Raw genomic sequence first — 21132 nt, 5'->3', positions numbered from 1 at the left:
GAACTAATTTAGTACAAGAAGCAAGATAAAATAAGCTGCTTTTCCAGAATTAATTCATGGTACGATGACCCTTTGGGATTTTAGGACAATGTCTTGGATGACTTCATCCAATTCTTTTGCTGATTCAATGAGATGGTCTAGGCTTCTTTTCTCTTCTGTAAGGGACAAAGTGCCTGTTTGGATTAGGTCCACAATCCCCATAATCTTTGCCAATGGGTTACGGACGACGTGGGCCTGGGTCCAGGCTATGGCTTTGAGCTTTTCGTTCTGTGTTTGGATGGCTGTAACCTGGACAACTCGTTCGGTCACATCATGAAAGTTATCTACGATTCCCTGAATGCTTTCATCTTCCATTAGATTGGTGATGGTAGATTCCATCCAGCGCCAAGTACCATTCTGGTGTTTGACTCTAAAGTTATAACTAGAAAGCGAATTTCCTACCGGAACGGAAACAACCTCCTCTAACCTTGCTTTCTTTTTAGTGATATCATCGGGATGAAGGATATCAAATATATTTATGTCCACCAATTCTGATTCTGAATATCCTAAAACCTTAGTAATAGAAGGAGAAACATATTTTGTCTGGCCTTTTTCCGTCAGAATTGCGATGACATCCACTCCATTTTCGACAAGAGCCCGGTATCGCCTTTCGCTCGATGCAAGTTCCATACGTTTGACCATTAGATCAGTAATGTCTTTCGAAAAACAAGCAAGGCCAGTGATATGGTCTTCTGGATTTCGGATTGGATTAAAAAATACTTCGCGATGTTCTTCTTTTCCAGTGATAGGACTTGTAAACCTTTCATAGGTTTTAAAGGATTCACCCGAAAGTCCTCTTTCATAGTAACCTTTCCACTTTTCATAGAAAGCTTCTCCTTGGTTTAGGATGAGAACGGAGTCTCCTTCTTTGGCAGTGGCTCCCAGTAAAAATCCCATCACATCTAAAAATGCTTTGTTTGCAGCAATTAAATGAAACTGAGAATCTAAAGACCAAATCAAATCAGAAGTTCCATTGATGAGTGCTTCTTGGTTTCTTTTGATACGAATGAGTTTCTCTTCGTTTTTGACTTTGTCTGAGATATCACGAGTGACACTGAGTACTGAGGTGATCTCTCCTGTTTGGTTTGTGAGAGGGACAGCAGTACTTTCCATCCACCTCTCAGTACCTTTCAAACCAATGATTCGAAAACGTGTACTCGATTTGATTCCTTGTAGAGCATTTGTATGTATCGATTGATAAAATTTCAAATCTGCTGAATGCACTAAGTTTTCCACTTTTTGCCCCAATGCAACATCCGCAGAGTCAGCTTCTATCATTTGCAAACCCGCGGGATTCATTTCCACCAGAATTCCTTCAGGAGAAACCACTTTCACACATTCGGGTTCTGACTGAAGGATGGAACTCAGTCGTAATTCTTTTTGTAAAAGATTTTGATAAGCTTCTCTTTGTTCGGTGATGTCTTGAAAAATTCCTACAATTTGTAAGGGTTCATTTTTTTCATTTCGGACTACATCGGCAACCGAGTGAACAAAGATAACTTTTCCTTTTGTGGTGATGAGTCTACATTCTAGATTGTAATCGATTCCCGTTTCTAAAACATCTTGCATGTGTTTGACGGCTCGTTCACGATCCTCTGGATGGACAGATAAAAATCCTTTTTCTAAGTCCACTGGCATACTAGAAGCATCCATTTCTAGAATGCGAAATACGCCCTCTGACCAATGTAAGGTTTGACTAACAAAATCAACTTCCCAATGACCGAGTCTTCCCAGAGTTTCCATCTGACGAAGGATGAGTTTGTATTTTTTATCTTCTTCCTTTACGGTAGAAGGAGGAATTATATTGTTATTTTCTGTTTCCTTCACAATGAACCCTCTCGTCGTAAAACAGAAGTATGATTCTGTTCGATGGAAAATTCCAAGTCAGCTATTTTTTTATCTAAAAAAGGAAAATCTAACACTACACAGATGAATGAAACCCACCAGGGATAGAAAGGATGCCGCAAGGCACCCTGGTTTGGCGGTGAGACAAACCAAGGGGGGAGCGAACGCGGACTCCGGACTAGCCCGCCCGGGTGGCCAGAAAAAAAATTAGATGATTATTTTCTCAAAACAGATGGCCGTGGGATCGGAAGTCCATTTACCGAAAGCGGGGATTTAGGATCTAAGGTTTCAACAAGTCTCACGGTGAAATTTTGATTCATAAATGTAGAAAGATGAACTTCTAAAAATATAAATTTGTAAATTCAATTTTAAGATGGATAGAAATGGTTAGGTGGTGTAAAGGGAACTCATTGGGTGGCGGGTGGTCGCACCCCTCCCAATTCAGGGCGGGGATACATACATCAAACCTGTACCACCCCCAACCCAACACAAAAAAAGCCCCCATCTCTGGAGGCTTTTTCCACTAACAATCGATAGCTTATCGGTATTAGTCTTTTTTAGAAGCTGCTTCTTTAATTACGTAAGCTGCAATTTCGTTCTTTTGGATTTGAGTAGTTCCTTCGAAGATTGTGAGGATTTTTGAATCTCTCATTAACTTCTCAACAGGATACTCTTTTGTATATCCGTATCCACCAAAAATTTGAACTGCGTCAGTAGCACACTGAACCGCACATTCAGAAGCATATGCTTTTGCAATTGCAGAGTATTTTGGAAGGTTAGGATCGTTTGCATCAGAAAGACGAGCTGCTTTGTAAGTGATTTCTCTTGCAGTTTCTACTTTGATAGACATATCAGCTAACATGTGTTGCACTGCTTGGAAAGTTCCGATTTTAACACCGAACTGTTCTCTCTCACGAGCGTAACGAGCTGCATGGTCAAGTGCTGCTTGTGCCACACCCACACCCATAACCGCTACGAACGGACGAGAAGCATTCAAAGTTTGAAGAGCGTAAACGAAACCGAGGTTTTCTTTTCCTACGAGTGCGTCTTCACCTACTTCACAATCTTCGAAGATTACTTGGTGAGTGGAAGAAGCTCGGATTCCGAGTTTGTCTTCTTTTTTACCAACAGTAAGACCTTTTGCGTTACGTGGAACGTAGAAACAAGATACTCCACGTGTTCCGCGATTTTTATCAGTATAAGCAAATACAGTAAAGGCTTGGGCGTCAGAAGCACCAGTGATCCATTGTTTTGCACCGTTGATGATCCATTTGTCGCCTTTTTTCTCAGCGCGAGTGGTCATACCAGGAACGTCAGAACCAGCACCTGGCTCAGACAAACAGAAAGAAACTCCGAACTTTCCGTCCGCAATTTCAGGAAGCCATTTTAGTTTTTGTTCGTGAGTTGCACCTTTTAGAATTGGAAGGATTCCAAGACCAGTGTATGCAAATCCGAGAGCGATTCCTAGGCATCCACGAGAAAGTTCCTCGATGGCTAAACACTGCTCGATCGCACCAAGTCCCCATCCACCGTATTCTTCTGGAATGACAAGACCGTTAATTCCGAGTTCCGAACGCATTTTATTGATGAGTTCTGTTGGGTGTTGGTTTTTCTCATCCCAGTGCAATGCTACTTCATGTGGGATTTCTTTTTTTACGAAGTTACGAACTAAATCTCTGATTTCAAGTTGTTGCTCTGTGAATTGGCTATACATTCCGGGATGTTCCTTCTGAGAATGGGGTATTTACTACCTTTTTTCGTACGACCCTTCCTGTGCCAAGGGTTTTTCTCTCTTTACAAGAAAGCAAATACCCTATAAAATTTTCCATTTGTATGGCTAAATCGTGTTCTTTATTCCACAACCTCAGGCAGCTCTCCGCTGTCTTCCTCATCACCGTTTCTTTGCTCCTTGTTTCCTGCTCGGGACGTCCTAAGTACGAACCAAAAGCAAACTTGAGTTACGCGAACTTTGAAGTTTACTTCCAAGAGAAGTTAGCAGAAAGCAAAAGAAAGAACCATAGACCAGGAAATGAAGAACGTTATATCAGTTTTGGCAAAAAAACACCCTTAGCTTTTTTATATATCCATGGATATGGCGCTTCTCGTGCAGAAGGGGAAGAAGTGATGGAAAAATTGGCGAAGAAATTTAAAGCCAATACCTACTTACTTCGTTTGCCGGGTCACGGAACGAACAAAGAAGACCAAAGAGATCAGAATTTTAACAACTACTTAGATGCATCACGTGAAGCATTGTATATGATGCAGTCACAAGGAGACCGTGTGGTTGTGTTTGGAAGTTCGATGGGAGGACTCCTTGCCACTTGGCTTGCTTCCGAATACCCCGAAGAAGTGGATGGACTTGTTTTAGCGAATCCCTTTTATGCTCCTGTGGATAGTAGTTTGAATTTATTTAACTATCCTGGTGGACTTAGTTTCATTCATCTACTCAAAGGAAAAGTTAGAGCCTCAGCTCATAATAACAATCCCAAAGTTCTGCCTGAAAGAAATAGTTATTGGTATCCAGAACAATACTTTGCAGCCCTTGCCGGTGTGAATGATTTACGAAATTATGCAGCCGTCCCCGAAGTATTTCGAAAAGTAACTTCACCCGCATTACTTCTGTACTACTATAAATCGGATAAAGAACAAGACCCTACGGCCAGTGTCCCTAAAATGTTAGAGGGTTATACTTACTTTGGATTGGACAAATCACCAAGTCCACTCAACAGAAAAGTGGCAGTGGAAAATGGAATGCACGTTTTAATGTCCAAGTGGGTGATCACAGACAAAGCTTTTATTGAAGCACAAACGGAAAAATGGCTAACGGAACTATCTAAGTCTAAGTAAAAACAGTCTATAGAAAACAAGATAGAAACTTTCTATCTAAGGAGATTTGATTCCATGAAAGAATCCAAGGAACGCATTGCACTTGTCACAGGGGCCAACCGAGGGATTGGGAAACAAGTCTCCATTGATCTGGCAAAACAAGGGATTTATGTCCTCATTGGTGCCAGAAACCCAAGTGATGCGGAGGAAACCTTAGCAGCGGTCCAAGCCGTCGGTAAAGGGGAAATTCTATCACTCGATGTATCCAAGGAACAAAGTATCAACGAGGCTTTGGATATCATTACGGGGAGTTTTGGTAAATTAGACATTCTGGTCAATAATGCAGGGATCTTTGCCGATCCCGGGTCCTTCTTTGATACCACTAGTGAAGACCTCCATAGAACCCTTCTTGTCAATCTTTATGGACCACTCCGATTGATTCAGATATTTTTGCCGATGATGATCCAAAATAATTTCGGTCGTATTGTGAATGTTAGTTCCGGGATGGGGCAACTCTCCGAAATGGGTGGGGGTTATCCTGCGTATCGCATTTCGAAAACTGCAATCAATTCTCTCACCAGTCTATCCAGTGTGGAAGCCGTAGGTAAAAATATCAAAATCAATTCAGTATGCCCTGGTTGGGTCAAAACCGATATGGGTGGGGAAAGTGCCACAAGGTCAGTCGAAAAAGGAGCGGAAACCATTGTTTGGGCAGCCACTTTACCAGATAGTGGACCAACAGGAAAATTCTTTCGAGATAAAAAAGAGATTAGTTGGTAGTATGGGGCGTAGACCAAGAGTCAATGGTATCTGCAGAAAGAGTATAAACATCTACTGCACCATTGATCCCTTTGAAGTTTTCCATACGTCGTCTAAGGTGAGCTCGCTTCGATTTCAAAAAGGAATGAACTGAATTATCATCTAATATACGTTTCGTAAAACTAATTTCGTGGTCTTCAACTGATCCCTGAACTCTTGCCGCCAAGTTCACTGAATTTCCAAAGTAATCAACAGATCGATTGAGGTTCACAACAATCGCACTTCCCGAGTGGATTCCCATTTTAATTTTTAAATAACCTACTTGACTTAATTGTCGAGAAGCAAATTCACGATGAGCTTCTAATGCTGCATTCAGTGAATCTATTGGTTTTAAGAAACTACCCATCACTGCATCACCAATGGTTTTTACAACAATTCCGTTATTTCGCGCAATGGCTGCGAACAAAATTTTAAAGTGCTCCCTTACGATATCATAAGATTTAGTATCTCCCAAATCTGAATACATCTGCGTTGATCCTTTGATATCTGTGAATAGAAAAGATACTGTTTCAACGGCGAGACTTTCTTGGACAGAAAGTACTTGTTCACCAAAAAGTTCCCGAAACGTTTCGTTGTTTAAACATTCAAGACCAGAAAGAAATTGGTCTGGCATTTTTAATCGTTTTTCGCGAACTGCTGTTATCATACTTTCCTTGGCTTCCGAAAAAACAACTTCTGGTATTTCTACAAAAGAAGCATGAGCAGTAAAAGTTACTTCGATGTTTTTATCGAGTGTATTTCGAAAAGAAACTTCACAAAGTGCACATTCCCCTTCTGATTTTAATTCGCTAAAATTATGTTTAAATCCTGGAATACCATTACAATGAGTGCAGTGGTATTCCCATGATAAATTAAAAGCACCCAAATCTACAAGTTTCAAAAAAATCGTGAATAAACTTTGGAATGGAACACCCGTTATTTCAGACAAGTGTTTCAGATTTATCCGAAAAAAATCGTTTGGTTCTGAACTGTCAAAAAAGGCAACAAGTGTAGATGGCAAAGATTCAAAACCGAGAAGATCTAAAACTTTTTCTGAATTTTTCATTTTTTAATACTCTATTTCAACCAAACTTTAGACAAGTTCCAATCTAAAAAGAAACCTACCTAAGAAATAATTTTATGAGCATAAAGATAAAGTTTCAATATCTGTTTATACTTAGATTAGAGCTAAAGTTTCAACTTCAACTATACAATTCTACAATCGTAGTGATTTTTAGTTGATCTGAGTTAACAACTTATCTAACTCCAAATAACATTCCGCCATACCATCAGCCGCACCAGAGTCTACCATCATCTTACATACTTCAGGCGAAGCATACCGGCACAAATGCGTCATAAGTGTCCGACTTCCTTCCGCAGTAAAGGTGCGCGACTCGAAAGTAGCGTTCGGATCTTCGGGAGCATTCGGATCGAAACTTGCCATATCAAAAATATAATTTTCAGTATTGGCTAGTTTTTCAGGTACCACCACTTCTCGAAAGGTTCCGTATACACCTGATTTATTTCCCGCTTTGTCTGCATAAAGATACAAGTATTTACCGCCTACCTTCAAATCTTGTTCACATGTATCTAAAACCATTCCTTCGGGACCAATGAGCCATCGACGCATGAGATCAGGTTTGGTGTGACAATCGAATACCAATTCACGTGGTGCGGCAAAGTATCTTGTAAATACAACTTCCGTTTCTCCTCGGCGTTCCATCTTTACTTCTGGTTTTTCTGATTTCATTTTTTTCTATCTCCTTTGGTTTGTTTGACTTGTATACTTTGTAATTCTTCTAGTAATCCATCTAACAACTGATATCTTTTTTCCCACATCTGACGGTATGTTTCGATCCAATCAATCGCAGTTTTTAACGGTGCTGTTTCCAGACGGCGCGGTCTTTCTTGTGCACGGACGGTGGTAGAAATGAGGCCAGCTTCCTCCAAAACTTTGAGGTGTTTGGAAACGGCAGGTTGGCTCATCCGAAATGGTTTTGCGAGTTCCATCACCGTTAAATCGCTTTTGGCGAGACGCATCAGAATGGCCCTACGAGTGGGATCGGCAAGAGCGGCAAATGTAGAATCGAGTGTTTGCATAACTAATCGGTTATATAAGTAGTTAGATATATAAATAAAAAATGTCAAACTTATTTTTATAGGAAAAATTTAAGAAATTTCTATGAATCGGTAGATCCAGGATTGATTCATTTGTTCCGAACCAAAGGTTCCAGAAAAAAACGAATTGCAGTCTGTCTAAAGAAAGATAGAAAATAAAATGGGATCATCCAAATTTCCCAAAAAGAAAACAGTAACTCTAAAACAAAATGAATGTTCGTAAAATTAGGAAAAACAATATTGATATCGCGGTTGTTGACTCGGAGGATACGCTCGTGAACGAGGTCTCCACTGCTTTTGATTTTTTTGCAACCCTCCAGTACGATTCGGGATGTGACCGCTTTGTTTTAAAACAATCACATTTTACCAAAGACTTTTTTGATTTAAAAACGGGTCTTGCGGGAAACGTATTACAAAAACTAGTCAACTACCGAATGAAACTAGCCGTCGTTGGTGATTTCTCGGTTTACTCTAGTAAAAGTCTAAAAGATTTCATTTATGAAATGAATTCGGGTAAAGATGTCTTTTTTCTAAATTCTGAAGAGAATGCAATCGACAAATTATCTAGTGTTTGATGAGTCTTTTTCCAAAAATACAATTTTTGATAACAAATTGATATTATGTTTTTCAATTTGATTGGCAAGACCGATCCCCATAAGTTCGAATACTTTCTGGAATAGCTCAACCGATTGAATCGTTTGGTTTTTTAGTCCATAAAATCCCAAAATAGCGATTGTTTGGTTATGAACTCGCAAAGAAAATTCCATAAGAGAGGAAACTCCCACTTCTAACAGATGCTCTCTTACATTTCCTTCTGAAGCCAAAGAAATCTCTTTTAGGATGATTGCAGAAGGTACTGCACTTCCAGATAAAAATTTAGATTCAACATGAGAGAATTTTTGTCCCTCATAAATTCCATGTACATTTCCTTCCACAAGGCTATATTCCCAGTCGTCTCCAATTTTGGATGCAATAAGTCCTAGTGGCAATCCAAAGAGTTTTGTACCCGTCTGCAGATAATTACGGCAAATTTCTGTTAGATTATTTGTTGTTGAAGAAAGAAGACGAAAAAGTTCCGCAAGTGAGTGTTTGACAAACGCAGCCGTGTTTAAAGTTTCTGCAATTAGATTTTGATTTTTGAATCGAATGAGTTCTTGACTGAGCTGGTCTGCAATCACATCAATGAGTTTTAGATTTTTGAATTTATGTTTGAACTTATCTTCCACCACCATTCCAATCACACCAATCACTGTGCCAATATCAGAACGAATAGGATATCCCAAATACATAATAGAATTTTTTTCAGATAGAACTTGGGTCAGAGGAGAAAAGAAAGAATCCTCTCCAACCAAATTCATCTCAAAAATCATATTAGAATCCACTACATGGTAACAAGGGAGAGAATATTTAGAAACCGTTTCAGGAATTTGAAAAGAAGAAGGACCGTGAAGAGCCAACAAACGGAAGTTTTGTGAATCGGGAAGGTATTCCAAAATCCAAGTCGCAATGATTTCAGGAATCCTTGCGATAGTTTCTACGGTCTTTTCCCAAATTTCTTCGGAAGAAACGGAAGAAGGAAAGGAATGTAAGTCATCGGCAAGATCTCGAGTCAAAGCAACCCCAGAAAAATAATGGTTGGGAGCCAATTCAGAAAGCATACAAACCACCTCTTCCGTCCATCCCAACAAGGAACCAGTCCGCGACCAGAGATTTAATCTGTTATACGGGATATTAATTCAATATAACGAGCAATATCTTTCCCAATTCGTGCAATCACTTACAAAGGAAATTTTGTCATTTGAGAGGCGCTATTAGATTCCCATTCTTTTGGATCAGAAAGTCGATGATCGTCTGACTTTCCATAGGAGAATGAAAAATCCGATTGGGTAAAATCAAAGCCTGAATGTTCGAGATATATACGTAAAGGGCTTCTGTTCCGATAGACAACCTCGTAAGATTTTCATAGGGAATTTTTGACTCCACGTTTTTGGATTGGGTCAGTATAAATAAATCTTCAAACCGAATGGTTAGTTCCGATTCCGTAAAATCCTTTCCTTCCGTATAGAATTTCTTAAAGTGCTTGAGGAGTTTTCTTTTGCGAGTCAAACGGAGATAAGCATAATATAGAATGCTAAACAACAGATACAAGATAGCTACAAAGTTAATTTCTTCTGGATACGTGCTAAAGAACATCACAGCAGATATGATTGTTGTTACGGATAAAAAAATCTCCGGGTAATATTTCTGGTATTTACTACTATATCGATTGTGATGGTGTAAGGAAAAAAAAGACAGGTCATCTAATTTTTGTATATATTTGATTTCATTCATTTCAAGTTTCAACACATCCAAATTTGATTACAACTAACAAAAATTAATTTAATTCCATCAAGCCACTTCTTTCCCACGTGCCGCTTCTAAAATGGAAAACCATTCCACTCGAGTAAGAGGATAAGAAAAACATTCGGCTGCAGACTGGATTCGTTTGGGTTCATTAGTTCCCAAAATGGGAACAAGGCCTGCGGGATGGTTTAAAAACCACGAATAAAGAACTTGGTCGGCGCTAGATCCATATTTTTTGGCAATTTCCTGAAGTTTCGAATGTGTGGCAACTTCCCTTTCCGTTTTGGGAACAAAGATCCGTCCTCCCGCTGTGGGTGACCATATCATGGGATGAATTCTTGATTCTAGTATTTGGTCGAAGGTTCCATCAAACAGTGGTTCTGTGCGAAATGGATGAAACTCCACTTGGTTTGTAAAAAGAGGTCTCCTGTAAGCTGATTGCAACATTTGGAATTGCGATGGAGTAAAGTTGGAAACTCCAAAATGATTTACTTTTCCTTCAGTGATCAGAACTTCAAATATCTCTGCCAACTCATAAGGATCCATGAGTGGGTCTGGTCTATGAATGAGTACCACATCCAACTTGTCTACTGTGAGTTTCCGTAAGGATCGTTCCACCGAGTAACGAATGTGTTCTTTGGATGTATTGTAATGTTTGGTGGGAAATTTCGATCCAGGGATTTGGATTCCACATTTTGTGATGATTTTGATTTTTGATTTTAAAGAAGGTAACTTGGACAAAGCCTTACCAAAAAGTTCTTCATTTTCAAAACCTCCATAGATATCGGCATGATCAAAGGTATCGATTCCGAGACTAAGACAAAGTTCGATTTTTTCTAAAATTCTTTCAGGAGAACTACCCTCTTTATCTTCATGTAACCTCCAAATTCCATAAACCAGTCTGGAGATAGAAAATTTATGTATTGGAAATTCAATTTGAGGGACTTTCATTTTCTTTCTCCTGTTGTGAGAGGGGTCACAGGAATCCCTTTTGGTTTTCGACCTTGTGCTTCTGCAAAGTTGATGGTCTGTAATTTTGGAAGAACCGATTTTGCAAAAAGTTTTGATTCTTCAATCAAAGGATATCCAGAGAAAATAAAAGCACGAATCCCCATTTGGATGTATCTTTGGATTTTTTCATAAACTTGTTCTGGAGTTCCTACAATGGCAGAACCACATCCAGAACGGGCAAGGCCAATTCCTGACCAAATCATGGGTTCAATGAATAGGTCAGGATCTGCAGATTTTCGGAGTTCATCTTGACGAAGGACCCCTGCTGAATTAGAATCCAAAGCACGGTGTTTGATATCATTTGCCCTTTCAAGATCAAGTCTAGATAACAATTGTTTTGCTGCGTCTTTCGCTTCTTTTTCTGTATCACGAACAATCAAATGAATGCGAAGACCAAAATCAATAGTCCTTCCAAAGTTTGCTGCCCGTAAACTTAAGTCTTGCATGGTATCAGCAAGTCTTTCTTCTGTTTCAGGCCACATCAAAAAAACATCACAAAACTCGGCACAAAGAGCTCGTGCATCGGGAGAAATTCCTCCAAAATAAAGTAAAGGCCCACCGTTTTGTTGGTATGACTTTACTGGATCCGTTGGTAAATCAAACTGATAGTGTTTTCCTTGAAACTTGATTTGGTCCTGTGTCCAACCTTGTTGCAAAATTTGAATGACCTCTTTAGAGATCTCATACCTTGTTTTGGAATCTCTTTGGGTACCTGGAAGATCCGAAGAGATAATATTGATATTGAGTCTTCCCTTTAACATATGATCTAAAGTGGATAATGTTCTTGCGAGCATCGGGGGATGGATTTCACCACACCGAATGGCCGTTAGGAGAGAAATTTGTTTTGTGAATTGGGAAGCAGCGGCTGCAAAAGTTAATGTGTCTTGTCCAGTTTGGTAAGAAGAAGGAAGGAGAATGTTTTGATATCCCAATTCATCCGCCAAACGAATGATATCCGAACAATGTTCGAAACTAGAACGTAAATTACCATCAGGAACTCCCAAATATTCATAATCTCCGTTACAAAGGTCACAAAACCAGGCTACTTCTACGGAAGGGTTTTCGGATCGGATGGTGGGTGCTTTCGGGATCGGTATCATTCTTTCACTACTGGAAGCTAGGCATTGACAGGCGACAAGAGAGAATTAGTAAAAATCTAACGCTTGCCATAATTTTAGAAAAATTCTAATATGGTGAATCAATTCTCTGTTATGATAACAACGATCGATATCGTATTTTTTTCAGCAACCTTCCTTCTTGTCCTTGGTGTGGGAATGTATGCAGGCCGAAAGGAATCCTCCTCTTCTGATTACTTTCTCGGAGGACGAAGCCTACCTTGGTGGGGGATCGCCGGTTCTCTATTCGGAACCAATATCTCAGCAAACCACTTGGTGGGAATGCTCGGCATTGGATTTTCTGTAGGGTTCGCACAGAGCCATTACGAATTTGGATCGATTCCCGCCATTGTCCTTTTGGCTTTTGTTTTCCTTCCCTTGTTCCGACGTAAAAAATTCTATACTCTCTCTCAATTCCTCCAGAGCAAATTTGGACCCGCAGCCGGAAGGATTTATTCGGGGATCTCACTCGTCCTCATCACCATCCAACTGACAGGAGCTTTGTACATTGGCGCACGGAGTTTTCTTCCCTTTATCAAAGATACAGGAATTCAAATTACTTATACAGAAGTTGTCCTTTGGATTGCATTTACATCAACCATCTATACCTGGTTTGGTGGTTTAAAATCAGTAGTTTATACCGATGTGATCCAAACCTTTCTGATCTTAGCCTCAGGATTACTCTTAGCATATCTTTCCATTACAAGACCAGAAGTGGGTGGTATCTTTGAGTTATTTGCCAAAGAGGAAGGTCGAGTTGATGGACTTAGTAAAATGAATTTGTATCTACCTCCCAACCATCCCACCCTTCCTTGGACGGGAGCTCTCAATGGACTTTTTTTATTACATATTTTTTATTGGAATACAAACCAGTATGTCGTACAGCGTACGCTAGGTGGAAAATCATTAAGAGAAGCAAGGCTCGGAATTTTAGTAGGTGGACTTCTTAAACTAACAGTTCCTTTTTTTTCAATCCTTACTGGCGTTGCGGCTTACCAAATTTGGACATCTCTGGGGGAAACGGCAAACATTGCACCAGACGAAGCCTTTTCCAAACTTGTGGTTCTCGTAGTTCCCTTAGGATATGGCCTGATTGGAGTGATCCTTGCCGGACTCCTCGGAGCTATTTTTTCAAGCATCGATTCCATGCTCCATTCCGCAGCCACTCTATTTACCATCGATTTTTATAAACCGTTTCGGGAAAGATTCGGTAAAAAACTCATCGATGAAGAGGAAATGAAAGTTGGTAGAATTTTCCTGTTGGTATTTTCTTTGTTAGTCACGGTCCTCGCCATTCTCTTTGTCGATCCCAATTCTAAGAAAAATTTCTTTATTGAACTATCAAACCAAAGTTCTCACTTCACACCGGCCCTTCTTGTTGTTTTTTTATTAGGAATTTTAAATGTAAAAATCAGTAGCAGAATGATTTGTATAACAATCCTGATCACACCGATTTTCTCCTTTTTATCTCCACTACTCTATTCCAACCTTGCACCAAGTTTCACAAAACAATTATTTGGTGAAGAACTCAATTTTTTACACCGAGTGTTTTTTAGTTTTCATTTTGCTCTAATTTTACTAACAATCACAGCCCTGGTGCAATACAAATGGGAAAAAAATTCCGAAGGATTGAGAACTGAGAAAAGTTCAATTCGAAACCTAAAACAAATTCTCACCCAAACCATCCGAAAGCCAAATACTAAAAACTTCTTCATTTTTTTGATTTTATTTTTTGGAATAATCACATTTAGAATTCGATTTCCTGAGTATAAAACCTACCTATCCGCAACAGGATTTTTACTATTTGTAAACTCTACTTTGATCTTAACCTTCCAAAAAAGATCACCAAACCAATCCATGATAACCTTATTTCGTAAAAGGGACGAATGGTTATATGGAATCCTCCTAGGATTGACATTTTTGTTTTACCTTTGGTTTTAAATTCGCTTTGAAAGAAAAGTAGATATGGTATAATTGGTAGAACCTCCTACCAGCTAACAATGTTCGTATTCGAAAAAGCAAATCACAATTATAGAAAACCAATTCTAACATTGGGATTTATTTTTCTAACGATGTTGACCTTATTCTTCGATCATCCTGAGTCCTATGCTTTCACACCCAAAAAAGAGTTCGGACTTAGTCTCATTTTTTCTAATTTCTTTAATTCTTCTTTTACCGAGTGGCTTACAAATGCAGTTTATTTATACATGTTCGCTGATAATATAGAAGATGTAGTGGGACATTTATTTTTTTTCCTTTTATTTCTTTTTTTTGGAATCTTAGCCAACCTAACCTATTTTTTGTTTCATATGAATTCCATTGTTCCTGTTGTCGGAACTTCTGGAGTCATCTCAGGCATTCTTGGAATGTATTTTGTATTTTTTCCCAATGTAAAAAGTACTATGGTTTTTGAAAGAGCGACCTTCCGTGATGTACCTATTTTTATCAGCCTTGGCATTTGGATTCTTATCCAGTCTTATTTCTATCTTATTGAATTCAACAACCAAGTGCGAAGTGTTTATGGTGGACAAGTTGTCGCTTTTTTGGCTGGTGTCAGTCTTGCTCTCTTTTTTATCCGTCACAATTTTTTAGACCGATTAGAACAGAATCTCCGTCTATCTACCTTTATCAATAAAACTGTCCTCTGCCCCTCTTGTAATAAACCAATTCCTGCAAAAAAATATGGAAGGCTTCATTGTTCTTCCTGCGACACCAATTTCTTTTTCGATCGTCATGGAAAAAAATTTCTTTAATTTCTTATGAGAACATATTTTGGTTTTGAATTCGCTTTAAAATATTTTTGTAAATAAATTTCTCATCGACATTTTTTATTCCTCAGTGAAAATCCTTCGTTACCTCGATATCGGAGAATTCCAGATGCAAAGAATCTTGTTCCTTATTATAACGATTGCTCTTTCCCACTTCCAGGTACAAGCAGAAGAAAAACCAAATCCCCCGGCCCTTCCCAAGGAAGGCTATTATATACTTACTTATAAAAACTACTCGGTCAATTTAGAGATAGATGCTAATGGGTATGAAGTTCATAGCGGATCCTCTAATGAAGATTCTTCAGGACAAGCAGATATCAACTACTGGATCTTACCTGGTAAAAACAAAATTAAAATCCGACTTACAGAACGAAAAAACAAACAAAAGATAGGTGAAGGACTCTCTGCAGAGGCAGAAGTCAAACTACTAATTGACCAAAAAGGTCAATTCCCGGACGAAGGACTTCTTTTAAATCACTTCCAATGGCCAAAATCTAGCGATTACAAATTAGGAGATTGGTTCGAAATAGAATTCAATCCACCATTTGATCCGCCAAGCCAATTGTGGAAACAAGCAGAAACCATCACTCTCACCAAAGAAAAAGAAAACTCTGCTATAGAATTTGCTGTAGAATTCACAAAGGTCTTAAACACAAAAGATCCCCAAAAAATACTGACACTGATTCAGTTTCGTTCAAAGGACACATCGGAAGTTCGTTATTATCCTTATGAAGAAGCTGAGGAAATCAAATCCATTAAAGAAATGACAAAAGCCATTGGTTCTAGCTGGAAACTAGATACAAAGAAAACTAAATTCACACTGCTTTGTAATCAGCAAATTTTGAGTATCACTGATCAAAAAGGAGAACCTATCATTACTTCTAAAAAGGGTGCTTCCATACCTCTCTATTTGAGTTGGATTGCAGGTAAGTGGGTGATCGTTCGTTGATGATTAAAACCATAAACATACAAAGTCATACAATGTAATTGGAGTTTGCCGAAAACGATCTCCAATAGATTTGTTTTAAACAAATCGTTTCATATTAGATCCAATAAAAAAAATGAACTGACTCAAAACTTTGTATTGGTTAATTTTGATTATATTCAGTTGCAACGATCGAATCAATTTCAGCTTCCACTCGCGAAAAATTCAAAAGCATTTTGGCTGTGATGAAACAAAGTAGAATTGAGAAAATATTTTCGACTATATGGAATTTAGCGGAAAACAGGACTTCTTCGACATCAACTGTATTTGGGTTCAGCTTAGAAGCAAAAACAATTAAGAAACTATCGACGATCCATAAAAACCACCAAATATTCAAAATCTTTAGATTCAATAATGAACTTTTTGCATTATTGTATTTCAGAAGTAATTGTTTAGAATGAGTATATAACTCATCCATAATTTCATAGGGTTTATATAAACCAATGACAGGAATAAACCATACGATGAGAATTTGAAAATTGGTTCCGGAAAGATTTGGAAAAATAGTTTTTATTCCTAGATAGGCATTTGTAAGCCAATAGACAAAAAACATTCCAGTGAATAAAAAACCAACTGTATATATCAAACTAAATACAGTAATGTTTTTTTCGATGATAGTGATGTCTGAATCTAAAACTTGAATTCCTTTTTCTAGAGAGGAATATAAATTAAATTGTTCAATATAAAAATATAAGATCCCAAAATTAACAAACAAAAGTGTCAAAATGAACATAATAGCAATATTAATAGCAGTAATTCTCTCTTTGTATTTCATAGTTTTTCCTGAAGTTTTATTTTTCTAAAATTTCCCACCATTCTAAGATTTTCTCTTCGTTCTTTCGGAAATCGCAAAAATCTTTTGTGGAACGCCAATGCCTTTGAGTTTGTGTTCTCCAAGTTCTTCCCAGCGAATGGGGATTTGCTCTGCTAAATTTTCAGAGGCAAGCACAGCCTTCCCTAACTCCCCACACATACCAGCAATCCGACTCGTTAAGTTAACTGCCTCACCAATCACAGTAAAATCCAACCTTTCTGTAGAACCAATATTTCCATATAGAATTTCGCCAGAATGTAACCCCACTCCATGATGAATGGAAAGTTTTCCCTCTTTTTCTCTGATTTGATTATGACGAACCAAATCTTCACCTAACTTTCGAACAGCGAGTAGTACTTTTTTTCCTACAAAAGTTTTATTGGCTTCCGTATATGGAAATACTGCCAAAATTCCATCACCGAGTAGTTTTAAAACTTCTCCACCATGGGCCTCAATCAGGGGGATGGCCAAACCAAAATAATCATTGAGTAACTGTATAATTTCTGGGGGAGATAATTTTTCACTCATTCCTGAGTAATTGCGAATATCAGAAAACCAAATCACTGATTTGATATTATCTAGCTCCCCTAAATAAATTTTTCCTGAATAAACGGTAGACCCAGTTCTTTTTCCTAAGTAAACACTTAAGAGTGATTCAGTTAATTCATTTTGAATGAAGTTGATCCATTGTAGAGAAATCAACCTGAGAACATGTTGTAAAAATGTAAGTTCGTTCGCGAACCAACCATTCGGTTTATCAGTTACTAAACTGAGGAAAGCAAAACCCGCACCCTTCTGAAAAATCGGGACCGCAAAATACCCAGTTGCCCCGAGAGGTGCCAGGTCATCCAAAATGGGATAAGGATAGGTTTCTTCCTTATGATTCACAAAATCAAAGTAATACGACTGTTTTGTAGACATTACATATTGAACAGGACTCACCACAAACTGAGAAGTCTGTAAAGATCCCAATCGAAAACGAACTTCTCGGAGAAATCCATTTTCGGATTCTATAATGGAATGCGAATGTTGTAGTTGGTTTGTAGTTTCATCAAAATATTCTAATTTTCCTTTGGGAACCCAAGTGTAAGCCAATGACTCCACTTGTGGGTGTAGTGTGCGAGTCCCCATACTAACCCGCACAATCCGAAAATCCAATTTTTGCAAATAACCAATAGTTTTATCGAATAACTCAGCAGATGACTTCACCTCTGACAATTCATTCGTATACCATTCTATAAATTCAGCGATCATTACCCTATTTGACTTCAACAATTAACTCAAAGTCACCTTCGGTTATATTTTTTGCTCCACTCACTCCAATAAATACGCGGTAAGGATTACCAACAGCACGAAGTTCTATACTTTGCGGTTCTGCAGGTTTCGAAAAATCAGGAGAACCAATCCATGTTGGGTGAGAAGCTTCACAACTGACGGCTCCATATACTTTGGGAGGAATGTATTTCGGTTCAAAACCACTAAATGCATATAGATTAACTCTCGTTTTGTTATCTTTTGGTTTTACAGTGACGATAAGAGTCGATTTTTTAGGAAGGTCCGTCCAATAATGAATCTGATTCCCTTCGAATTCTACATTCCGAATTCCAGGCCAACAAGCCATGGAACTTGACTCTGCCCATTCCAAATCATCCATAACAGAACCTGTTTTCAAATTACCTAGTAGAGTGACCGACTTTCCCTTTTCCGATTTGATATAGGAAACACCAGGAATTTCTGCCATCGGTTTGATCCGATCCAAGGTTACAACTTCATCATAACTATCTGCATAACCATCATAATGAATTAAAAATCCGTCTTTTTCAATTTTTATCACCATACCTGAAAACGACTTTCGTTCTTTGGCATCGTAAACTTCTACTCGGTCTCCTTTTTTAGGGGAAATTGGATCTGCAGAAAGAGAACCAAATAATAAAAACAAACAACAGAAAAAGTAAATAGATTGTTTCATAACCATCTCCTCTATAACGGAAATTGAATGTAGGGCGTTCACAAACAATTGCAAGGAAATATTTTATTGAAAATGAAAGGGAAAAGGAAGGAGTGCCTTGTGAAGGAGAGGGAAGGGAAAGATAAATTAGAAATGAAACAACACCCTGTCGAATGACAGGGTGCATAGAAAGAAACTTATTTTAGTTTGGAATCCAAACGTTTTTGTACAGCTTCCATAAATTGGAAGGTATCCAATTCTTTTTTGGTAGCTGCTGTAGAAAGAGAAAGAAGATCTTTTGTCATCTCACCACCTTCGATGGTTTCGATGATTGCTTCTTCCAATTTCAAAGCAAAGTTCACAAGTTCTGGAGTTCCATCAAGTTCCCCACGTTTCGCAAGAGCTCCTGTCCAAGCAAAAATAGAAGCCACAGAGTTTGTAGAAGTGGTTTCTCCTTTTTGGTATTTACGGTAGTGCCGAGTTACTGTTCCGTGAGCTGCTTCGTATTCATATTTTCCGTCCGGAGATACAAGAACAGAAGTCATAAGACCAAGCGAACCAAAACCAGAAGCAACCATATCACTCATAACGTCACCGTCGTAGTTCATCATCGCCCAAAGTTGTCCACCTTCGTTTTTCATGATTTGCGCAACCGCATCATCAATGAGGTAGTAACTATAAGTAATCCCAGCGGCTTTCATAGCAGCTTCTTGTTCTTTTGCCATGTTATCAAAGATATCACGGAAACGAGCATGGTATTTTTTAGAAATAGTATCTTTCGTTGCAAACCAGATGCTGATTTTTTCAGACAAAGCATAAGTAAAACATGCTTTCGCAAATGATTTGATAGACTCATCTAAGTTGTGCATTGCAAGTGCAACACCACCACCTTTGAAGTCATTCACAAGTAGTCTTTGTTTTTCTTTACCAGAAGCATCTGTATAAACAAGTTCCACTTTTCCTGGACCATCCACTTGGATTTCCACGTCACGGTAAATATCGCCGTAAGCATGTCGTCCAATCGCAATTGGTTTTTTCCAAGAGTTTACTGCTGCCGGAATGTTTTTGATGATGATTGGTTTACGAAAAACTGTTCCATCTAAGATAGCACGAATGGTTCCGTTTGGTGATTTCCATTCTTGTTTTAAGTTATATTCTTTTACGCGGTCTGCGTTCGGAGTGATGGTTGCACATTTAACACCTACTCCATGTTTTTTGATCGCGTTAGCAGAATCGACAGTGACTTGGTCATCTGTTTTATCACGGTATTCAACACCTAAGTCATAGTATTCCAAAGTGATGTCTAAATAAGGGTAGATGAAACGATCCTTAATCTCTTTCCAGATGATTCTTGTCATTTCATCGCCGTCTAACTCAACAAGCGGTGTTTTTACTTTAATTTTTCCCATTGATTTCTCCTAAACTCATTCAATTTTTGATTCGCATAAATACGTTTATGTTGGATTTACCATATGTAAATTCCACAAGTAGTGACAAAACTCCGTAGAATTATTGATCGCTCCTGAAATGGTATGAATTCCCGTAAGAGATGTATATCTTTTTCTATAAGCATCTCGTTCAGAAATTCCAGAAAGTTTTGATTCCAGCCGGACAAGAACTTCTTTCCAAGACTCACATTGTCTCTTCACAAATGGATCCTCCGCTTTGATTTTTAGGTCTGCGGCTTTTGTGATCTGGATTTCCCAAAAATGGGAAGGAAAAGCGGGCGGAGTGTACCGGTCTCGGATGGTTTCTAGGTCTCTTTCAATCTCTTGGTCTTTGAAACTATTAAAAAAGAAAAACCCACTAATTCGTAATGAAAGAGGAAGGAAAAAACTAAAATTACGATCGTAAGAGATCATTTGTTGGAGGGTCCAATCAGCCGACCTTCCTGTAGGTCCAATGGCAACATAGGACTTTGCTTCCAAAGGAGCCAATTCATCAAAACAGTATTGGGCAAATCGAAGTTTCTCTTTCCAGAATATTTCTAAAATCTCCGTGACCATGCCCGTTTCGTTCATCCTGGATAGGGGAAAGTATTTTTCAAGTGAGAATCCTTTTTTAAGAACCAAAGTCAAATCTCCATGACCACAAGTGGTATGAAAGAAACCGATCAGCCTTGGCGCGAGCTTGTGACGAAAAAAGAAGAATTTTTGCATATCTTAAGAATTCTAAACCATTACTATGAAATGCGGGGCGAAACCAAGTCTAAGCAGTTTGTTTTCCGTCGTCGGCTTGCGGACTCCTCCCCAGATCTCGTTCAGATTTTTTTCTCTAAACTCGGGACATTCGAATACCAAGTGGCTTGTCGACTCTTGCCAGAGGAACATATCGAAACTTGGATTCATATCGACGGAATTGCCGAAGAAAGGGAAAGGCTAAAACAAATTGGCAATACAGAACATCCCGTCTTTTCGCTCGTTTGTCTGGGTGATTTGTTTGCTTTGACCCTTCCCAGTTCCGTTTGCATTTAAAGGAAATCCCCAAGAAAAATCTTGATTCTTTTACAAGCACCCGTTAGG

21 protein-coding genes are annotated in these 21132 nt (G+C 38.6%); 7 read left to right on the top strand and 14 right to left on the bottom strand.

Annotated features, from left to right (window positions below):
- Positions 1-54: 54 nt before the first annotated feature.
- Positions 55-1866, bottom strand: a complete 1812-nt coding sequence (locus tag CH361_RS17675) for a PAS domain S-box protein (RefSeq protein ID WP_100792147.1) — start codon at positions 1864-1866, stop codon at positions 55-57.
- Positions 1867-2431: 565 nt separating this feature from the next.
- Positions 2432-3598: an acyl-CoA dehydrogenase family protein gene (locus CH361_RS17670; protein WP_004785316.1), complete on the bottom strand. Its 1167-nt coding sequence runs from the start codon at positions 3596-3598 to the stop codon at positions 2432-2434.
- Positions 3599-3657: 59 nt separating this feature from the next.
- Here CH361_RS17670 and CH361_RS17665 point away from each other — a divergent pair, with 59 nt between their 5' ends.
- Entirely contained in the window at positions 3658-4731 is a 1074-nt protein-coding gene (locus CH361_RS17665) for an alpha/beta hydrolase (RefSeq protein WP_100792146.1), read from the top strand.
- Positions 4732-4785: 54 nt separating this feature from the next.
- Positions 4786-5490 carry an SDR family NAD(P)-dependent oxidoreductase gene (locus tag CH361_RS17660; protein ID WP_100792145.1) on the top strand — a complete coding sequence of 235 codons (705 nt, stop codon included), beginning with the start codon at positions 4786-4788 and terminating at the stop codon, positions 5488-5490.
- Here CH361_RS17660 and CH361_RS17655 read toward each other — a convergent pair.
- The 3 genes from CH361_RS17655 to CH361_RS17645 form a co-directional block, all read right to left on the bottom strand.
- A complete protein-coding gene (locus CH361_RS17655) occupies positions 5480-6574 on the bottom strand; it encodes an adenylate/guanylate cyclase domain-containing protein (protein ID WP_100792144.1) in 1095 nt (364 codons plus the stop codon). The two genes, CH361_RS17660 and CH361_RS17655, sit on opposite strands and share 11 nt — an antisense overlap.
- Before the next feature lie 168 nt (positions 6575-6742).
- On the bottom strand, positions 6743-7258 hold the full coding sequence (locus CH361_RS17650) for an SRPBCC family protein (RefSeq protein ID WP_100792143.1): 516 nt from the start codon (positions 7256-7258) through the stop codon (positions 6743-6745).
- On the bottom strand, positions 7255-7608 hold the full coding sequence (locus tag CH361_RS17645) for an ArsR/SmtB family transcription factor (RefSeq protein ID WP_100792142.1): 354 nt from the start codon (positions 7606-7608) through the stop codon (positions 7255-7257). The genes CH361_RS17650 and CH361_RS17645 overlap by 4 nt, the downstream gene beginning before the upstream one ends.
- Positions 7609-7835: 227 nt before the next feature.
- Here CH361_RS17645 and CH361_RS17640 point away from each other — a divergent pair, with 227 nt between their 5' ends.
- Positions 7836-8201: a DUF4180 domain-containing protein gene (locus tag CH361_RS17640; RefSeq protein WP_100792141.1), complete on the top strand. Its 366-nt coding sequence runs from the start codon at positions 7836-7838 to the stop codon at positions 8199-8201.
- On the opposite strand, the gene CH361_RS17635 is transcribed toward CH361_RS17640, so the two are convergent.
- The 4 genes from CH361_RS17635 to CH361_RS17620 all read right to left on the bottom strand — a co-directional run bounded on the left by CH361_RS17635 (position 8187) and on the right by CH361_RS17620 (position 12080).
- Positions 8187-9284, bottom strand: a complete 1098-nt coding sequence (locus tag CH361_RS17635) for a GAF domain-containing protein (protein WP_100792140.1) — start codon at positions 9282-9284, stop codon at positions 8187-8189. The genes CH361_RS17640 and CH361_RS17635 overlap by 15 nt on opposite strands.
- 136 nt (positions 9285-9420) lie before the next feature.
- Entirely contained in the window at positions 9421-9957 is a 537-nt protein-coding gene (locus CH361_RS17630; RefSeq protein WP_100792187.1) for a YcxB family protein, read from the bottom strand.
- 57 nt (positions 9958-10014) lie between these two features.
- Positions 10015-10920 carry an aldo/keto reductase gene (locus CH361_RS17625; RefSeq protein ID WP_100792139.1) on the bottom strand — a complete coding sequence of 302 codons (906 nt, stop codon included), beginning with the start codon at positions 10918-10920 and terminating at the stop codon, positions 10015-10017.
- Complete coding sequence (locus tag CH361_RS17620; protein WP_100792138.1) at positions 10917-12080, bottom strand: LLM class flavin-dependent oxidoreductase; 1164 nt, start codon at positions 12078-12080, stop codon at positions 10917-10919. Before CH361_RS17620 ends, CH361_RS17625 begins: the two co-directional genes overlap by 4 nt.
- 111 nt (positions 12081-12191) lie before the next feature.
- Between CH361_RS17620 and CH361_RS17615 the strand changes: the two genes are divergently transcribed.
- From CH361_RS17615 to CH361_RS17605, 3 genes are all read left to right on the top strand, one after another.
- A complete protein-coding gene (locus CH361_RS17615; RefSeq protein WP_244279947.1) occupies positions 12192-14036 on the top strand; it encodes an SLC5 family protein in 1845 nt (614 codons plus the stop codon).
- Between the two features lie 59 nt (positions 14037-14095).
- Positions 14096-14848, top strand: a complete 753-nt coding sequence (locus CH361_RS17610; RefSeq protein ID WP_100792136.1) for a rhomboid family intramembrane serine protease — start codon at positions 14096-14098, stop codon at positions 14846-14848.
- 124 nt (positions 14849-14972) lie between these two features.
- Positions 14973-15812 carry a hypothetical protein gene (locus tag CH361_RS17605; RefSeq protein WP_100792135.1) on the top strand — a complete coding sequence of 280 codons (840 nt, stop codon included), beginning with the start codon at positions 14973-14975 and terminating at the stop codon, positions 15810-15812.
- Positions 15813-15951: 139 nt separating this feature from the next.
- Here the strand turns inward: CH361_RS17605 and CH361_RS17600 are convergent, their stop codons facing one another.
- The 5 genes from CH361_RS17600 to CH361_RS17580 form a co-directional block, all read right to left on the bottom strand.
- Complete coding sequence (locus CH361_RS17600) at positions 15952-16623, bottom strand: DUF4328 domain-containing protein (RefSeq protein WP_100792134.1); 672 nt, start codon at positions 16621-16623, stop codon at positions 15952-15954.
- Between the two features lie 42 nt (positions 16624-16665).
- Positions 16666-17916: an adenylate/guanylate cyclase domain-containing protein gene (locus tag CH361_RS17595; protein WP_100792133.1), complete on the bottom strand. Its 1251-nt coding sequence runs from the start codon at positions 17914-17916 to the stop codon at positions 16666-16668.
- Between the two features lie 4 nt (positions 17917-17920).
- Positions 17921-18631, bottom strand: coding sequence for an MBT domain-containing protein (locus CH361_RS17590; protein ID WP_100792132.1), 711 nt, complete (start codon positions 18629-18631; stop codon positions 17921-17923).
- Positions 18632-18807: 176 nt separating this feature from the next.
- Positions 18808-20019: an NADP-dependent isocitrate dehydrogenase gene (locus CH361_RS17585; protein WP_100792131.1), complete on the bottom strand. Its 1212-nt coding sequence runs from the start codon at positions 20017-20019 to the stop codon at positions 18808-18810.
- Positions 20020-20064: 45 nt separating this feature from the next.
- Positions 20065-20631, bottom strand: a complete 567-nt coding sequence (locus CH361_RS17580; protein ID WP_208861466.1) for a hypothetical protein — start codon at positions 20629-20631, stop codon at positions 20065-20067.
- Between the two features lie 78 nt (positions 20632-20709).
- On the opposite strand from CH361_RS17580, the gene CH361_RS17575 reads away from it, so the two are divergent.
- Positions 20710-21084, top strand: a complete 375-nt coding sequence (locus tag CH361_RS17575; protein ID WP_100792186.1) for an LIC_13246 family protein — start codon at positions 20710-20712, stop codon at positions 21082-21084.
- Positions 21085-21132: the final 48 nt, after the last annotated feature.

The sequence above is a fragment of the Leptospira brenneri genome, assembly GCF_002812125.1.
Classification (GTDB): domain Bacteria; phylum Spirochaetota; class Leptospiria; order Leptospirales; family Leptospiraceae; genus Leptospira_A; species Leptospira_A brenneri.
The sequence above is the reverse complement of the archived record's forward strand: the minus strand, read 5'-3'. Positions and strand labels throughout refer to the sequence as shown.

What these genes read in the sequence shown, in the direction of transcription:
- CH361_RS17670 (WP_004785316.1), bottom strand. Translation starts at nt 3,598, where the DNA reads ATGTATAGCCAATTCACAGAGCAACAACTTGAAATCAGAGATTTAGTT.
- CH361_RS17660 (WP_100792145.1), top strand. Translation starts at nt 4,786, where the DNA reads ATGAAAGAATCCAAGGAACGCATTGCACTTGTCACAGGGGCCAACCGA.
- CH361_RS17655 (WP_100792144.1), bottom strand. Translation starts at nt 6,574, where the DNA reads ATGAAAAATTCAGAAAAAGTTTTAGATCTTCTCGGTTTTGAATCTTTG.
- CH361_RS17650 (WP_100792143.1), bottom strand. Translation starts at nt 7,258, where the DNA reads ATGAAATCAGAAAAACCAGAAGTAAAGATGGAACGCCGAGGAGAAACG.
- CH361_RS17645 (WP_100792142.1), bottom strand. Translation starts at nt 7,608, where the DNA reads ATGCAAACACTCGATTCTACATTTGCCGCTCTTGCCGATCCCACTCGT.
- CH361_RS17640 (WP_100792141.1), top strand. Translation starts at nt 7,836, where the DNA reads ATGAATGTTCGTAAAATTAGGAAAAACAATATTGATATCGCGGTTGTT.
- CH361_RS17635 (WP_100792140.1), bottom strand. Translation starts at nt 9,284, where the DNA reads ATGCTTTCTGAATTGGCTCCCAACCATTATTTTTCTGGGGTTGCTTTG.
- CH361_RS17630 (WP_100792187.1), bottom strand. Translation starts at nt 9,957, where the DNA reads ATGAATGAAATCAAATATATACAAAAATTAGATGACCTGTCTTTTTTT.
- CH361_RS17625 (WP_100792139.1), bottom strand. Translation starts at nt 10,920, where the DNA reads ATGAAAGTCCCTCAAATTGAATTTCCAATACATAAATTTTCTATCTCC.
- CH361_RS17620 (WP_100792138.1), bottom strand. Translation starts at nt 12,080, where the DNA reads ATGATACCGATCCCGAAAGCACCCACCATCCGATCCGAAAACCCTTCC.
- CH361_RS17615 (WP_244279947.1), top strand. Translation starts at nt 12,192, where the DNA reads ATGATAACAACGATCGATATCGTATTTTTTTCAGCAACCTTCCTTCTT.
- CH361_RS17610 (WP_100792136.1), top strand. Translation starts at nt 14,096, where the DNA reads ATGTTCGTATTCGAAAAAGCAAATCACAATTATAGAAAACCAATTCTA.
- CH361_RS17605 (WP_100792135.1), top strand. Translation starts at nt 14,973, where the DNA reads ATGCAAAGAATCTTGTTCCTTATTATAACGATTGCTCTTTCCCACTTC.
- CH361_RS17600 (WP_100792134.1), bottom strand. Translation starts at nt 16,623, where the DNA reads ATGAAATACAAAGAGAGAATTACTGCTATTAATATTGCTATTATGTTC.
- CH361_RS17595 (WP_100792133.1), bottom strand. Translation starts at nt 17,916, where the DNA reads ATGATCGCTGAATTTATAGAATGGTATACGAATGAATTGTCAGAGGTG.
- CH361_RS17590 (WP_100792132.1), bottom strand. Translation starts at nt 18,631, where the DNA reads ATGAAACAATCTATTTACTTTTTCTGTTGTTTGTTTTTATTATTTGGT.
- CH361_RS17585 (WP_100792131.1), bottom strand. Translation starts at nt 20,019, where the DNA reads ATGGGAAAAATTAAAGTAAAAACACCGCTTGTTGAGTTAGACGGCGAT.
- CH361_RS17580 (WP_208861466.1), bottom strand. Translation starts at nt 20,631, where the DNA reads ATGAACGAAACGGGCATGGTCACGGAGATTTTAGAAATATTCTGGAAA.
- CH361_RS17575 (WP_100792186.1), top strand. Translation starts at nt 20,710, where the DNA reads ATGAAAGAAACCGATCAGCCTTGGCGCGAGCTTGTGACGAAAAAAGAA.